Raw genomic sequence first — 14727 nt, forward strand, 5'->3', positions numbered from 1 at the left:
CCGGATCCTCCCGGCAGGAAGGGTCGCCTGCTGGTTTCGAAATGTAAATTGAGATATCACGCGGTTTGGTTGCAGAATCGGGAAGCCATCTTGATCGACCGCCGCATCAAGTTCCGCCACATCCAGTGTTTCGTGGAAATCGCCCGCGAGCGCAGCTTCAAGCGCGCGGCCGAGCGGCTTTATCTGACCGGCCCGGCGATCTCCAAGACATTGAAGGAGCTCGAAGACATCCTGGATGCCCCGCTTCTGACCCGCAGCCGCGCGGGCGTGGCGCTGACCCCGCAGGGAGAAGTCTTCCTGCATTTCGCGCAGATGTCGCTGGCAGCCCTGCAGCAGGGGCTGGACGGGGTCGAACATGCGGGCGCCATGGCGCCCGAGTCCCTGGCCGTGGGCGCCCTGCCCAGCGTGGCGGCGCGGCTGATGCCGGCGGCGGTTGAGGTCTTTGGCCGGATGCGGCCGCAGGCGCGGCTGCGGATCATGGACGGGCCGCATGGTTTCCTGACAGAGCGGCTGAAACTCGGAGAGCTGGACCTGGTGCTTGGCCGCCTCGCCGGGCCGGAGCAGATGCAGGGGATCTCCTTCACCCAGCTTTTCACCGAACGCGTGGTCTTTGTCGTCCGCGCGGGCCATCCGCTGCTGGACGACCCCGAGCTTGCCCGGATCACCGACTGGCCCGTGGTCTACCCGTCGCCCGGCTCGGCGATCCGGCCGCTGGTTGACCGCTACCTCGTGGAACACGGCGTGGGCGAGATCCAGCGCCAGGTCGAAACCGTCTCGGGCGCCTTCGGGCGCGTCTACACGCGGCGGACCGATGCGGTCTGGATCATCTCGGCCGGCGTGGTCGCGAACGAGATCGACGACGGGCACCTGGTGCAGCTGCCCTTCGACACCGCAATCACCACCGGCTCCGTCGGGCTGATGACCCGCGGCGGCGAGGCGCCGTCGCCGGCCGAACAGGTCTTCCGGCTGGCCGTCGCCCAGGCCGTGGCCGAGCTGGGGCTGACCGCGTGATCACGTTTGCGGATATGGCTTGTGCTTCGGGGCAAGGGCCTGTTCCTTGGGCCGGAGTTGAAGGGACAGCGGAGTGAGCCCCATGCGAAGTCTTCTGGCGATGGCGGCGGCCGCCCTTCTGGCCCTGCCGGCCGCGGCCGAAACGGTCACGGTGTTTGCGGCCGCCAGCCTGAAGACCGCCCTGGACGAGATCGCGGCGGGCTATTCCGCGCGTATGGGCGATGACGTCACGGTCTCTTTCGCGGGGTCTTCGGCGCTGGCCCGGCAGATCCAGGCAGGCGCGCCGGCGGATGTCTTCATCTCGGCCAATACCGACTGGATGGACAGGCTGGAGGCCGAGGGGCGGATCGCCGCCGGGACACGCAGCGATCTGCTGGGCAATTCCATCGTGCTGATCGCCCATGGCGAGGTGCCCGCCACCGACGACATCGCCGCCGCCCTGGCCCAGGGCCGCATCGCCATGGCGCTGGTCGAGGCGGTGCCGGCGGGTATCTACGGCAAGGCGGCGCTGACGCATATGGGCCTTTGGGACCGGGTGCAGACGCGCGTGATCCAGGCCGACAACGTGCGCGCCGCGCTGGCCTTCGTGGCCCTGGGCGAGGCACCCCGCGGCATCGTCTATGCCACCGATGCGGCGGTGGAGCCGCGCGTCTCGGTCCTGGCGACCTTTCCGCCGGACAGTCACCCGCCGATCGTCTATCCGGCCGCCCTGACGGCCGATGCCGGCCCCGAAGCGGCGGCCTTTCTCGATTATCTGAAGGGCCCCGAGGCGCGCGCGGTCTTCGACCGCCTGGGCTTCTCCGGGCCCGGGGACTGACGCGGTGGCCTGGCTTGGCCCCGAGGAATGGAGCGCCGTGGCGCTGTCCCTCAGGGTGTCGACCTGGGCGATGCTGGTCAGCCTGCCGCTGGGCGTGCTGACCGCTTATGCGCTGGCGCGCTGGCGCTTTCCGGGCAAGCAGCTGCTGAACGGGCTGGTGCACCTGCCGCTGATCCTGCCGCCAGTGGTCACCGGCTACCTGCTGCTGCTGGGCTTCGGCACCCAAGGGCCCATAGGCCGCGCGCTGGAAAAGATCGGCATCACCTTCGCCTTCCACTGGACCGGCGCGGCGCTGGCCGCCGGGATCATGGCCTTTCCGCTGATGGTCCGCGCCATCCGCCTGTCGATCGAGGCGGTGGATCCCCGTCTGGAACAGGCCGCCGCCACGCTGGGCGCGCCGAAGCCCTGGGTCTTTGTCACCGTGACGCTGCCGATGATCCTGCCGGGTATCCTGGCCGGCGCGATCCTGGCCTTTGCCAAGGCGATGGGTGAATTCGGCGCCACGATCACTTTCGTCTCCAACATCCCCGGCCAGACCCGCACCATACCCTCGGCGATCTACGCCTTCCTGCAGGTGCCGGGCGGCGAGGGGCCGGCGATGCGGCTGGTGGTGGTGTCGGTCGTGGTGGCGATGGCGGCGCTGCTGGCGTCCGAGGCGATCTCGACCCGGGTGGCGCGCCGGGTGGCGGGCACGTGATGCTGTCGGTCGCGCTGCGTCACCGGCAGGGGGAGTTCACGCTGGACGTGGGGTTCGAGGCGCCGCCGGGCATCACCGTGCTCTTCGGGCGCTCTGGGTCGGGCAAGACGACGATCGTGAACGCGGTGGCCGGGCTCTTGACGCCCGATGCCGGACGGATCGCGGTGGGCGACAGCGTGTTGCTGGACACCGAGACTGGCCTGCGCCTGCCGCCGCATCGCCGGCGGCTGGGCTATGTCTTTCAGGAGGGGCGGTTGTTTCCGCATCTGACCGTGCGGCAGAACCTGTTCTACGGCCGTCTCTTCGCCCCGCGCGGTGTGGCGGCCGAGGATCCCGACCGGGTGATCGAGATGCTGGGCATCGGTCCGCTGCTCTCCCGCCGCCCTGGCCTGCTTTCGGGCGGTGAAAAGCAGCGCGTCGCCATCGGCCGCGCCCTGCTGGCCGCGCCCCGGCTGATCCTGGCGGACGAGCCGCTCGCCGCGCTGGACGAGGCCCGCAAGGCCGAGATCCTGCCCTATTTCGAACGGCTCCGTGACGAGGTATCGGTGCCGATCCTCTATGTCAGCCATTCCGCGGCCGAGGTCGCGCGGCTGGCCACCACAATCGTTGCGCTGGATGCCGGGCGGATCACCCGGCAGGGCCCGGCGGGCGAGGTGCTGTCGGACCCGATGGTGCTGCCCACCGGCATCCGGGCGGCGGGCGCGGTGATCGAAGCGAAGGTCGTGTCGCACCACGACGACGGTATCACGGAACTGGAGGCCGGGGGCGTGCCGATCTACCTTCCGCAAGTGCCGCAGGCGCCGGGGCAGGTGATACGCCTTCGGATTGCCGCGCAGGAGGTTCTGCTGGCGCGCGAGGCGCCGCGGGGGCTGTCGGCGCTGAACGTGATCCCGGGCGTCATCGACCGGGTGCGGACGGGCGACGGGCCCGGCGCGCTGGTGTCGCTGCGCACGCCCGCCGGGCCGGTGCTGGCCCGCGTGACGCGCCGCTCGGTCGAGACGCTGGGGCTGGCCGAGGGCGTGACCTGCCATGCCATCGTGAAATCCGTGGGCATCGCGCCGCAGGACGTGGGCCGGGCCAGGGCGCTGTCGAGCGACTGATCGGGACGCCCGGTGGAGAGCCGGGCAGCCCGCTACCCTCCCGCCCACCCACCCCGGTTCGCGGGCTGCCCTTCGCGTCGGGGGGCAGGCGTCGGGTGGTGTCTTGGCCTACTGGTCGGTCGCTGTTCTGTCGGCCATCTCCTGCGCCGTGATCGCCAGCTCCATCACCTTGAACGCATGGGCCTGCGGCATCGCCGTTTCGGTCCGGTCGCGGATATCGGCCACCAGCCGGGCGAAATAGGGCAGGCCTGCGCCGCTGGCGTCGATGGTCTCGCAGCGGCTGCCATTGGTCAGGATCAGCGTGTCGCTCTTCTCCGACCGGCCGGCATCGACGTATTTGCGCAGCTCGATCGTGCCCTCGGTGCCCAGCAGGAACAAGCGTCCGTCGCCCCAGGTCGGCAGCCCGTCCGGCGTGAACCAGTCCAGCCGCACATAGCCGTCCACCCCCTCCGCCCGCAGTGCCATCTGCCCGAAATCGCGAAAGTCCGGATCCTGTGGATTGGCGCGGTTGGCGGTGGTGGCCATGGTGATCTCGGCCGTCTCTGCCCCCGCGAAGAACAGGAACTGGTCGATCTGGTGCGACCCGATATCGGCGAGGATCCCGCCGTTGCGCGCGGGATCGAAGAACCAGCCCGGCCGCGTGGCCCGGTTCAGCCGGTGCGGCCCCAGCCCCAGCACCTGGATCACCCGGCCGATGGCGCCCTCGGCCACCAGCTCCGCCGCCATGGTGACCGAGGGCACCTCGAACCGTTCCGAGAAATCCACCGACCAGATCCGGCCCGTCTCGGCCACCTTGGCCCGCAGCGCCTGCAGGTCCGCGAGGGTCAGGCAGCCGGGCTTGTCGGTCATCACGTCCTTGCCGGCGTCCATGGCGCGCAGGGCGATGCCGGCGCGGTCGCAGGGCACCGCCGCTGTCAGGATCACGTCGATCGACGGGTCGTCATAGAGCGCCTCGGCCGTCGCCACCCTGCGCGCATCGGGGAACCGTTTGAGGAAGCCCTCCAGCGGTTCGGGCGTGCCGTCGGTCCACCAGCCCGCCAGCTCTGCCCCGGCGGCCTGCATATGCGAAACCATCGTGTAGATATGCCGGTGGTCGATCCCCACGACCCCCATGCGCAGCGGCTCAGCCATGGGTGTTCTCCTTCAGTGTCACACGCCGTCCTTGGGCCGAGGACAGGGCGATGGCGTCGATCAGCCGGTGCACCGCCAGCGCGTCGCGGCCGGTGATGGCGGGCGGGCGGTTCCCGGTCAGGGCGGCGGCGAAATCCTCGATCACCGCCTGGTGCCAGGCATGGGTGAAGGCCATCGGATCCGCCCCGCCGCCGGTGGCGGAGCTGCCCGATGTCTCTTCCACGCGCCCGTCGCGCCAGTGGATCGTCAGGCTGTCGCCGGCCAGCCGCGCGGTGGCGCGGTCGGTCGCGATCACGATCTCCTCGCCGGCGCCGGGATATTGCGCGGTGGTGGCCATGACCGCCCCCGGCGCGCCATTGGCGAACAGCACCCCGGCGGCGGCGAAATCCTCGGCCTCCATCCGGTGCAGCCGGGTGGTCGCGGTCAGCGCAGTGACCGAGGTGACGGGGCCGCAGAGGTGCAGCATCAGGTCCAGCGTATGGATCGCCTGGGTCAGCAGCACGCCGCCGCCATCGCGGGCATAGGTGCCGCGGCCCGGCTCGTCGTAATAGGCCTGGTCCCGCCACCAGGGCACGCGCAGGTCGACCATGGCGATCTCGCCCAGGGCGCCGGAGTCCAGAGTCTGTTTCAGCGCCAGGGCGGCGCCGCGCATCCGGTGCTGCAGCGTGACGCCGCAGGGCAGACCGGCGGCTTCGAGGAGCCCGACGATCTGTTCGGCCCGGGCCGTGTCCCGCTCGACCGGCTTTTCCATCAGCACCGGCAGGCCGGCGGCGGCCAGGCGGTCGACGATGTCGATGCGGGCGTCGGGCGGGGTGACGAGGATGGCGAAATCCAGGTCCCTGTCGGCCACGATCTCGTCCAGCGTTGCATAGACCCGGGGGGATCCGTGATCGTCGGCAAAGCGCGCGGCCTTGTCGGGCGACCGGGCAAAGACCCCGTGCAGACAGGCGCCGGAGGCCTCGGCCAGGGCCTTTGCATGGGTTCCGGCGACCATGCCAAGCCCGATCAGAACGGCGCGCTTCGGACTCACGCCGCCCCCTCCGCCAGCGCGGTCCGGGGCAGGATCGCGCCTTTCACGCCGACCACGCGCGCGGCCAGCGCATGGCCTGCCTGCAGCGCCTCGGGCTCGGCCGCGCCGCCAAGGCGGGCGGCCAGGTAGCCGGCGTTGAAACTGTCGCCGGCGGCGGTGCTGTCGATCACCCTCTCGGCCGGGGCGAAGGGTCCGGCGGCGGTGCCGTCCAGCGCCAGGGGCCCCTGCGCGCCCCGCTTCAGCGCACCTGAGGTGACGCCGAAGGCGGCCAGCCGGTCCAGCACCTCCGTCTCCGAGCGGTCGCCGAAGAGCGCCATCTCGTCATCCACGCTGGGCAGGCCGATATCGGCCTGGCGCCACGCGGCCTCCACCGCCGCGCGGGCGGTGGGCACATCCGGCCAGAGGCGGGGCCGATAGTTGGAATCGAACGCGAAGCGCCCGCCGCCCGCCCGGTACCCCGGCAGCCAGTCAAGGAAGCCGCGGCGGTGCGCCTCGGGCAGGATCGCCAGCGTGATCGCCGAGAGGTACAGGACCCGGCCCTGCGCCAGCTGATCCAGCCGCAGACCGCCATCGCCCAGCATCTCGCGCGCGGCGGAATTGTCGCGCCAGTAGTAGAAGGCGCGTTCGCCTGCCTCATCGGTCGAGATGGCGTAAAGCCCCGGCAGGCGGCTGTCGTGGCGGGCGACGAGGGCGGTTTCCAGCCCCTCGTCCTCCATCATCGCGACCATCTGGTCGGACAGCGGATCGCGCCCCAGCCGCGTGGCATAGGCCACCCCCAGCCCCGGCGCCTCGCGCTTGAGATAGATCGCCGTGTTCAGCGTGTCGCCGGCGAAGCCCACCGCCGCGCGCCCGCCGGGGTCCGAGGCCAGCGACAGTTCCACCATGGCCTCGCCCATGCAGATCACGTCGGTCATCGCGTCAGCCCTTGAAGCGGGCGGCGTAGAAATCGACCATCTCGGGCACCATGGCTTCGCCCCGGCCGTCTTCGATCGCGGCGCTCAGGGCGCTGTCGGCGCAGGCGGACATGATCGTGTCGGCGCCCAGGTCGGCGGCCATCTGGCGGTAATATCCCACGTCCTTGGCGCCGTTCTTGATGGCAAAGGCCAGCATCTGCGGATCGCCGTCGACGGCATAGGCTTTCACGAAGTCCATCATGCCGGATTTCAGCGGCCCGGCGGACATCACGTCATAGAGCCCCTGGCGCGGGATCCCGGCGGCATCGGCCATGGCAAAGGCCTCGGCCATCGCATTGGCCGTGGTCATGGCGAAGAAGTTGTTGATCAGCTTGATCGTGTGGCCCGAGCCCAGCGGGCCCAGGTGGAAGACATTCTCGCCCAGGTCTTCCAGCACCGGCTTCACCCGGTCATAGGCGGCCTGGTCGCCCGAGGCCATGATGTTGAGCAGACCGTCCTTGGCGTGGCTTGGCGTGCGGCCCAGCGGCGCGTCGAGATAGGTGGCACCGGCTGCGGCGACCTCTTCGCCCAGGGCCAGGGTGGAGGCGGGCAGGGAGGTGCCGAAATCGATCACCACCGCGTCGGGCTTCAGCCCCGCGATCACGCCATCGTCGCCGCGCATCCGGCTCTCGACCTGGGGCGAGGTGCCCATGCAGAGCATGACGATGTCGCAGGCCGCGGCCAGCTCCTTTGCAGTGGCGGCCTCGGTCGCGCCACGGGCGATGGCGGCCTCGACGCCGCTGCGGTCGCGGTTGCCGAGCACGGTGAGCGCATAGCCCTTGTCCTGCAGCCGGCCGACCATGGCCGCGCCCATCAGGCCGAGGCCGATGAATCCGATTGTGGGTTGGGTCATGTGTGATCTCCTTTCGGCCATGTGGCGGCCTCTATTCGAAGGGTTGTATCAAGCGTGGCGCGGGCATCTTGCGCGCTGACGATGGGGGTGGCCCGGCCTGCGATGACATCCGCGAAATGTTCCAGCTGGCGGATCAGCGGCACGGCATCCTCGATCTCCGGATCGGGCAGGGCGGAGGTCGGCAGATCGTTCCAGGTGTCTGCCCCGGACCAGATCCGCAGCGAGGGAAATTCCACCGCGCCGCGCGTGCAGGCGATGCGCAGGAAGTCTTGGCCGGTCTTCGGGATGGCCGCGCTTTCGCCGGTGCCGGCCTCGAAACCCCAGGGCGTCGGTGTGGTGTCGGCGAAGGCTATGGTAACGGCGACGCCGCTGGCAAAGCCCAGCACCGCGCCGCCGCTTTCGGTGCGCGCGGCGCCCCGCACGGCGTTGGAGCCGAAGCCCGAAACATGCACGACCTCTCCGAACAGCCAGCGCAGGGTGTCGACATCGTGGATCAGGTTCTGCCTGACCGGCGCGCCGTCGATTCCGGCGCGCCAGGGCACGTCGAAATAGGCGTCGGGCTTGCGCATGGTCCACAGCAGGGCGGCGGCGACGGGCTGGCCAAGGTCGCCGCTGGCGATGATCTGCCTGAGCCGGGTGATGCGGGGATGGTGGCGGCGGTGATGGCCGACAAGGATGTGGCGGCCGGCCCGCTGCGCGGCGTCGATCATGGCCTGCGCCGAGGCGAGGTCTTCGGCCACGGGCTTTTCCACCAGCACGTGCCAGCCGCGTGCCAGCGCGGCCAGGGTCAGCGGCGCGTGGGTCGGCGTGGGGGTGGCGATGACGATGCCGTCGGCCTCCACGTCGACATCCGCGATATCGGCGAAGCCGGGGATGTCGTCGGGCCGGCGTTCGGGCATCGGGTCGATGACCCCGGCAAGCGTGAGGTCGGGATGCGCGCGGATATGGGCCATGTGGCGCTGGCCGATCATGCCGGTGCCGGCCATCAGCAGGCGGGTCATGGGCGGCCCCGCTCGCCGGGCCCTTGCAGGCCCGTCTGGCTCTTTGCGCTCATCACATCACCGCCCCGATCTGCCAGGGGACGAATTCGTAATCGCCCAGGCCCTGGGCCTCGGATTTCGACATCTCGCCCGAGGCCACGCGCAGGAACATCTCGTAGATCTCGCGGCCCTTCTCCTCGACGGTGACGCCATCGCTGAGGATGTCGCCGGCGTTCACGTCCATGTCCTCGGTCATGCGGCTGTACATCTCGGAATTCGTCGCCACCTTGATCGTCGGTGCCGGTTTCGACCCGAAGGCCGAGCCGCGCCCGGTGGTGAAGCACACCAGGTTGCAGCCCCCCGCGATCTGCCCCGTGACCGAGGCCGGATCATAGCCGGGGCTGTCCATGAAGGTGAAGCCGGGGGCCGTCACCGGCTCGGCGTATTTGTAGACCCCGGTCAGAGGCGTCGTCCCGCCCTTGGCCGCGGCGCCGAGCGACTTTTCCAGGATCGTGGTCAGCCCGCCCTTCTTGTTGCCGGGCGAGGGGTTGTTGTCCATCGAGCCGCGGTTGCGGGCGGTGTAATCCTCCCACCAGCGGATCAGCCCGACCAGCTTCTCGCCGGTTGCGGGATCGGCGGCGCGGCGGGTCAGCAGGTGTTCGGCGCCGTAGATCTCGGGCGTTTCGGCCAGCACGCCGGTGCCGCCCTGTGCGACCAGCAGGTCGCAGGCATATCCCAGCGCCGGGTTCGCCGTGATCCCCGACCAGGCGTCCGATCCGCCGCATTGCAGCGCCACCTTCAGCTCCGAGACCGGGCAGGGCTCGCGCCGCGCGGCATTGACCACGGGCAGCATGGCGCGGACCTTCTCGATCCCCATCTCGATCGTGCGGCGCAGCCCGGCGACCCCCTGGATGTTCATGGTCTGGAACAGCGGCCCCTGCTTCAGCCCGTAGGCCTCGAGCAGCCAGTCGATCTGGTTCATCTCGCAGCCGAGCCCCACCATGATCACCCCGCCGTGGTTGGGATGTTTCGCATAGCCCCACATCACCCGCTGCAGCGCCTCGAAGCCTTCGCCATCGCCGCCCATGCCGCAGCCCGTGCCGTGGACGAAGGCCACGACCCCGTCGACATTGGGATAGGCGGCCAGTTCCTCGGGTCCGAAGGCATCGGCAATGCGCCGCGCGGCGGTGGCCGAGCAGTTCACCGAGGTCACGACCGCGATGTAGTTCCGCGTTCCCACCGCGCCGCTCTCGCGCCGGTAGCCCATGAAGGTGTCCTGCACCGCCGCCCGCTCGACCGGGCGCAGATCGGTGCCGAATTCGTAATCCACGTCGGTGTTGCGGAACGCCACGTTGTGGGCGTGCACGTGATCGCCCGCGGCGATGTCCCCCGAGGCATAGCCGATCAGCTGGGCGTATTTGCGCACCGGCTCACCCGCGGCGATGTCCCGCGTGGCCACCTTGTGACCGGAGGGAATCAGCGCCCGCGTGGCAATCTCTTCGATCGGGGTTCCGACCTCGAGGGCACGGGTGGCGGTGACGACGTTGTCGCTCGGGTCGAGACGGACATAGGCGCGCATTTGGAGAACCTCGGAATGGGCTGGGCGCCGTGCGGCGCGGGAGGACTGAGAGGAGATGGGGCGGCATGCGCCTCACCCCAGCAGGATTTCGATGATCGGCGGCCAGATCAAGAGCACGGAGAGCGCCAGGAGCTGAATGCCGATGAAGGGCAGGAAGCCCTTGAAGATGTCTGTCAGGGCGATATGCGGCGGTGCCACCGATTTGAGATAGAAGGCGGCCGGCCCGAAGGGCGGCGACAGGAAGCTGACCTGCATGTTCATGCAGAACAGCACGCCGAACCAGACTGCAAGGTTTTTGGGCTCCAGCGTGCCCAGCAGGCCGATTTCCTCGATCGGCAGGCGCTGCACGATGGGCAGGAAGACCGGAATGATCAGCAGCACGATGCCGACCCAGTCCATGAAGGCGCCCATGAACAGCAGGATCAGCATCATCACCAGCAGGATCCCCATGGTCGGCAGGTCCGCCCCGATGATCAGGTTGGCGACAAAGGTCGGCCCCCCGGCGATCGTGTAGGCACCGGCAAGTGCCGCGGCGCCGATGGTGACCCAGATGATCGTGCCGGTGGATTTCAGCGTCCGCATCAGGCTGTCCCAGACCAGGTCGAAAGAGGCCTCGCCGCGCAGGATCGACAGGATCAGCACGCTGATCGCCCCCATGCCCGCGGCCTCGGTGATGCCGGTGATGCCCCCGTAGATCGAGCCCAGAACAACGCCGATCACCACGATCGGCGCCACCAGGCCCTTGCCCATGGACCATCCCAGCGCCGTCCGCGCCCGGCCGAAGCCGAAAAACGCAAGCAGCAGGCAGACCACGACGATCCCGCCCAGCCAGGGCACGTGTTCGGCCATCCCGAGCGAGATCGGATCCTCGCCCTCGCCGATGACGTTCTGCCCGGTCAGCGTGAAGAACAGCGCCCGCAGGAACAGGATCGAACAGAAGCCCGCCGCGAGCACGTTCAGGAACGCGCCGAACAGCGCCAGCTTGGCCAGCCCCACCGGCTCACCCGGCTGCGGGTCGGGCAGGGGGGCGAGCGACGGGTTCATCTGCGTGCGGATGACGATGTAGATGATGATGAAGCTGGCCAGCATGAAGCCGGGCAGGAAGGCCGCGGTGAACAGCGCCTTGATCGAGGTTTCGGTGATCAGGCCGAAGATGATCAGCACGATGGACGGCGGGATCATCGTGCCGAGCGAACCGGAGGCGCAGATCGTTCCGATGGCCAGGTTCTGGTCATAGCCCAGCCGCAGCATCTGGGGCAGGGCGATCAGGCCCAGCAGCACGACCTCGCCACCGATGATGCCCGACATGGCGGCCATGATCACGGCCATGATCGAGGTCACGATGGCAATGCCGCCCCGCGTCCGGTTCAGCCAGACATTGAGCGACGAATACATGTCGCGCGCGATGCCGGACCGTTCCAGCAGCGAGGCCATGAAGATGAAGAGAGGAATGGATATGAGGACATAATCCGTCAACAACCCGTATATCTTCTGCGCCAGGATGTTCAGCGGCCCCGACCCGGGCCGCCCCGTCAGCATCCCGTCGCCAAAGGTCCAGGGCGCGGTCAAAAGCTGGGGTTCGAACTTCATCACCAGCACCAGCACCGCCAGCACGGCCGAGGCCAGCCCCAGCGGCATGCCGATCGCCAGCAGCAGAATCAGCCCCAGCAGCAGGACCATCGAGATCGTTCCGATATCCATCAGCCATGGTCCTTTATTTCTTTGGCCTTCATCTGCTTGCCCTGAATGTGGCCCCGGGTCACGTCCAGCTCCCCGGTGCCCTCTGCGGCGACGGCGGCGCGCATCCGCTCCAGCTCGTCCTCGTCGATGTCGTCGGCGGCCGAATGCAGCACCGGCTCGGCGTTCCAGTCGGCAAACAGGTTCACCACCGCCTGCACGGCCACCAGCCCCACGATCAGCAGGACCATGGGCTTCAGCGTTGCCGGGATCGGCGGGTCGAAGGCCGTGCCAAAAGTTTCCCACCGGTGCAGCTTGGTCAGCGCCTCGCCGTAGCCGCCGTAGATCAGCGCAAAGGCGAACAGCACGATCAGCAGAGTCGTGATCACGTCGCAGATCCGTTGCGCCCAGCGGGGCATGACATCGTAAAGCAGGAAGATCCGGATATGGCTGCGCTGCTGCATCGCGTAGAACCCGGCGCAGAGAAACACGAAGCCCGCGATCCACAGCGACAGCTCGTTCGCCCAGAGCGTCGGCGCCTCGAAGACATAACGCACGACCACCTCGTAAAGCATCACCGAGGTCAACAGCGCGATCAGCATCATCACCACCCGGCCGATGAACACCGCGAGACGGTCGAAGGGAGAGCCGTTCCGGATTTCCATCGGGGCGCGCTGCACGGTCAGCACGCCCAGGATCAGGAAGATCACGATCCCCGCCATCGCCAGCCAGTCGACCGGATCGGCCATGCCGCCGAACAGCCCGGCCATCCCGGGCGTCACGTCGTTGCGCGCATGGATCGCGGCAAGGTTGTCAAAGGCGGATTGATCCGCCGGCGGGTTGAAGGTGAGCGTGAAGGCCGGCAGATGCCAGACCACCCAGCCCGCGCAGGCGATGAAGGCAAGCGGCACCAGCCACTCCACCGGTCCGGCGGTTTTCTCTTGCATGGCCCCCTCCCCAATTGCGCCTGCCGGGCACATCGCGGCCCGCTTCAGGCAAAAAGGGCGCGCCCGTCGCCGGACGCGCCCGGTTTGTCGTCAGACGATGATCACTCGGACACCAGGCCAAGCTGCGTCAGATAGGTCATGTGGCTGTCCACCAGCGCCTTCGCCTCGGGCGTCGTGGCGAATTCTGGCCAGGTCGCCTGGGCCGCATCGCGGAAGGCCTGCAGGTCCTCGTCCGACCAGGCATAGACGTTCACGCCTTCGGCGCGCAGTTCGGCCACCGCCTCGGCATTGGCCTTTTCGAAGGTCAGCGCCGTGCGCAGCGCCAGCGCCTCCATCGACACTTTCAGGATCCGCTGCTGGTACTCGGGCAGGGCGTCGAAGACCGCCTTGTTGCAGGCCAGGTGATCCGACGGCATCGAATGGAAGCCGGGGAAGTTCGCATGCTTGGCGATGTCGTAAAGCCCCATGCCCTTGTTGTTGGCGATGCCGCTGGCATCCGCCCCGTCGATGATCCCGGTCTCCAGCGCGGTGAAGATCTCGGTAAAGTCCATCACGATGGGCGAGGCGCCGAGCTTCTCGAATATCTTGGTCTCCATCCCCGGGGGCGAGCGGAATTTCCAGTCCTTGAAGTCCTCCGCATTCCGGATCGGCTTGGTCGAGGCAAGGCTCTCCTGCCCGTAGACCCACCAGCCGATCAGCTCCATGTCGTACTTGTTGTAAAGCTGTTGCGCCGCGTCCAGGCCGCCGCCGTAATACAGCCAGCTGAGCTGCTGGTAGGGGGTGGCATAGCCGCCCATGATGTCCCCCACGAACTGGAACGCCGGGTTTTTGCCGGTCTGGTATCCGCCGCCGGTCATGTCGCAATCGAGGATGCCGGTCGCGGCGGCATCGAAGGCCTCGACCGATTTCACAACCGAGGACGAATAGAACATCTCGATCGCGATCTCGCCGTTCGACATGGTCTGGACGTTATCGACGAATTCCGCCGCCAGCTTGCCCGACACCGTTTCGGGCGCGTAATGCGTCTGGATCCGCAGGGTCGTGGACTGTGCCAGCGCTGCGCTGCCGGCAAGGATGGCCGCCGCGCCGACGGCGCCGGCGACATGGTTCGCAAGTGTCATGAAGGTCTCCTCCCAGTGACCGATTTGCCGGCCCCGGCGTCTTTCGTGCCAGTGACCGGAAAAGGTGGAAGGAGCGTAACAACGCGATCCGGCCCTGCCAACAGAAATTTGAAAATTGCAAAAATTTTGAAATTTCCTTGCCTTCGCAGGTTTTCCTCATATCCTGCGGCGCGGGGGGACGACCATGCGCGTGGAAACACCTGAGATCTTTGCGGATCTTCAGCGTAAGCTGATGACGGCCGAGCTGCAGCCGGGCGAGAAGCTCAAGCCTTCGGAATTGCAGGGCTTTTATGGCTGTTCGGCCAACACGGTGCGTGACGTTCTGCTGCGCCTGTCCAAGGTCGGGCTGGTCGAGTTCGAGATGCAGCGCGGCTTTCGCGTGCGCGCCTCCACCCCCGAACGACGCGGAGACGTGACCCGCTTTCGCATCCTCCTGGAACAGGAAGGCGCGCGGCTGTCGATGCTGAACGGCGGTGTCGGATGGGAGGCCCGCCTGACCGCCGCCCATCACAAGCTCAGACACATCGAATCGCAGATCGCCCGGTCGGAGGACGTGGTGCCCTTCATGGGGCTGTGGTCCGATGCCGAGCTCGAATTCCACGAGACCTTGATTTCCAGCTGCGGCTCTCCGATCCTGCGCGAGACATACGGTGACATCTACGTGCAGTTCCGCCAGCAGATGGTCGGGCTCGAGCGGGACTTCGGTTCGAATTACTTTCATTCCATCATCGCCGAACACCAGGCCATCCTCGACGCGGCTCTGGTCCGCGACATCGAGGCCTGCCGGACGGCGATCTACGATCATCTCAAGCGAAACCTTTAGGCGTCGCG

14 protein-coding genes are annotated in these 14727 nt (G+C 68.1%); 5 read left to right on the forward strand and 9 right to left on the reverse strand.

The window, feature by feature from the left end:
• Positions 1–90 precede the first annotated feature (90 nt).
• The 4 genes from pcaQ (at position 91) to modC (ending at position 3625) form a co-directional block, all read left to right on the forward strand.
• Positions 91–1011 (forward strand): pca operon transcription factor PcaQ, encoded by a 921-nt coding sequence (gene pcaQ, locus ATO3_RS14715; RefSeq protein ID WP_198963284.1) that lies wholly within the window; start codon positions 91–93, stop codon positions 1009–1011.
• A gap of 82 nt (positions 1012–1093) precedes the next feature.
• Entirely contained in the window at positions 1094–1828 is a 735-nt protein-coding gene (gene modA, locus ATO3_RS14720; RefSeq protein WP_088650628.1) for a molybdate ABC transporter substrate-binding protein, read from the forward strand.
• A 4-nt stretch (positions 1829–1832) separates the two neighbouring features.
• On the forward strand, positions 1833–2525 hold the full coding sequence (modB, locus tag ATO3_RS14725; protein WP_088650629.1) for a molybdate ABC transporter permease subunit: 693 nt from the start codon (positions 1833–1835) through the stop codon (positions 2523–2525).
• On the forward strand, positions 2525–3625 hold the full coding sequence (gene modC, locus ATO3_RS14730) for a molybdenum ABC transporter ATP-binding protein (protein WP_088650630.1): 1101 nt from the start codon (positions 2525–2527) through the stop codon (positions 3623–3625). The genes modB and modC overlap by 1 nt, the downstream gene beginning before the upstream one ends.
• Positions 3626–3733: 108 nt before the next feature.
• On the opposite strand, the gene ATO3_RS14735 is transcribed toward modC, so the two are convergent.
• From ATO3_RS14735 to ATO3_RS14775, 9 genes are all read right to left on the reverse strand, one after another.
• Entirely contained in the window at positions 3734–4756 is a 1023-nt protein-coding gene (locus ATO3_RS14735) for a Gfo/Idh/MocA family protein (protein ID WP_088650631.1), read from the reverse strand.
• Positions 4749–5786 (reverse strand): Gfo/Idh/MocA family protein, encoded by a 1038-nt coding sequence (locus ATO3_RS14740; RefSeq protein ID WP_233152157.1) that lies wholly within the window; start codon positions 5784–5786, stop codon positions 4749–4751. The genes ATO3_RS14735 and ATO3_RS14740 overlap by 8 nt, the downstream gene beginning before the upstream one ends.
• Complete coding sequence (locus ATO3_RS14745) at positions 5783–6700, reverse strand: sugar kinase (protein WP_088650632.1); 918 nt, start codon at positions 6698–6700, stop codon at positions 5783–5785. The genes ATO3_RS14740 and ATO3_RS14745 overlap by 4 nt, the downstream gene beginning before the upstream one ends.
• Before the next feature lie 4 nt (positions 6701–6704).
• Positions 6705–7592, reverse strand: coding sequence for an NAD(P)-dependent oxidoreductase (locus ATO3_RS14750; RefSeq protein WP_088650633.1), 888 nt, complete (start codon positions 7590–7592; stop codon positions 6705–6707).
• The gene (locus ATO3_RS14755; protein WP_088650634.1) at positions 7589–8593 is read right to left on the reverse strand and encodes a Gfo/Idh/MocA family protein; all 1005 of its coding nucleotides are present in this window, start codon (positions 8591–8593) and stop codon (positions 7589–7591) included. The genes ATO3_RS14750 and ATO3_RS14755 overlap by 4 nt, the downstream gene beginning before the upstream one ends.
• Before the next feature lie 52 nt (positions 8594–8645).
• Entirely contained in the window at positions 8646–10151 is a 1506-nt protein-coding gene (locus ATO3_RS14760) for a UxaA family hydrolase (RefSeq protein ID WP_088650635.1), read from the reverse strand.
• Positions 10152–10223: 72 nt separating this feature from the next.
• Positions 10224–11852 (reverse strand): TRAP transporter large permease, encoded by a 1629-nt coding sequence (locus ATO3_RS14765; protein ID WP_088650636.1) that lies wholly within the window; start codon positions 11850–11852, stop codon positions 10224–10226.
• Positions 11852–12775 (reverse strand): TRAP transporter small permease subunit, encoded by a 924-nt coding sequence (locus tag ATO3_RS14770; protein WP_088650637.1) that lies wholly within the window; start codon positions 12773–12775, stop codon positions 11852–11854. Before ATO3_RS14770 ends, ATO3_RS14765 begins: the two co-directional genes overlap by 1 nt.
• Before the next feature lie 101 nt (positions 12776–12876).
• Entirely contained in the window at positions 12877–13896 is a 1020-nt protein-coding gene (locus ATO3_RS14775) for a TRAP transporter substrate-binding protein (protein ID WP_088650638.1), read from the reverse strand.
• A 184-nt stretch (positions 13897–14080) separates the two neighbouring features.
• Between ATO3_RS14775 and ATO3_RS14780 the strand changes: the two genes are divergently transcribed.
• Positions 14081–14719, forward strand: a complete 639-nt coding sequence (locus ATO3_RS14780; RefSeq protein ID WP_088650639.1) for a GntR family transcriptional regulator — start codon at positions 14081–14083, stop codon at positions 14717–14719.
• The last annotated feature ends 8 nt before the right edge of the window (positions 14720–14727 follow it).

The organism is Marinibacterium profundimaris (assembly GCF_002210095.1).
In the GTDB taxonomy this organism is placed as follows: Bacteria; Pseudomonadota; Alphaproteobacteria; order Rhodobacterales; family Rhodobacteraceae; genus Marinibacterium; species Marinibacterium profundimaris.

Excerpts from the sequence above, each read along its gene's own strand:
- modA (WP_088650628.1), top strand. The coding sequence starts at position 1,094 with ATGCGAAGTCTTCTGGCGATGGCGGCGGCCGCCCTTCTGGCCCTGCCG.
- modC (WP_088650630.1), top strand. The coding sequence starts at position 2,525 with ATGCTGTCGGTCGCGCTGCGTCACCGGCAGGGGGAGTTCACGCTGGAC.
- ATO3_RS14735 (WP_088650631.1), bottom strand. The coding sequence starts at position 4,756 with ATGGCTGAGCCGCTGCGCATGGGGGTCGTGGGGATCGACCACCGGCAT.
- ATO3_RS14745 (WP_088650632.1), bottom strand. The coding sequence starts at position 6,700 with ATGACCGACGTGATCTGCATGGGCGAGGCCATGGTGGAACTGTCGCTG.
- ATO3_RS14750 (WP_088650633.1), bottom strand. The coding sequence starts at position 7,592 with ATGACCCAACCCACAATCGGATTCATCGGCCTCGGCCTGATGGGCGCG.
- ATO3_RS14755 (WP_088650634.1), bottom strand. The coding sequence starts at position 8,593 with ATGACCCGCCTGCTGATGGCCGGCACCGGCATGATCGGCCAGCGCCAC.
- ATO3_RS14760 (WP_088650635.1), bottom strand. The coding sequence starts at position 10,151 with ATGCGCGCCTATGTCCGTCTCGACCCGAGCGACAACGTCGTCACCGCC.
- ATO3_RS14765 (WP_088650636.1), bottom strand. The coding sequence starts at position 11,852 with ATGGATATCGGAACGATCTCGATGGTCCTGCTGCTGGGGCTGATTCTG.
- ATO3_RS14770 (WP_088650637.1), bottom strand. The coding sequence starts at position 12,775 with ATGCAAGAGAAAACCGCCGGACCGGTGGAGTGGCTGGTGCCGCTTGCC.
- ATO3_RS14775 (WP_088650638.1), bottom strand. The coding sequence starts at position 13,896 with ATGACACTTGCGAACCATGTCGCCGGCGCCGTCGGCGCGGCGGCCATC.
- ATO3_RS14780 (WP_088650639.1), top strand. The coding sequence starts at position 14,081 with ATGCGCGTGGAAACACCTGAGATCTTTGCGGATCTTCAGCGTAAGCTG.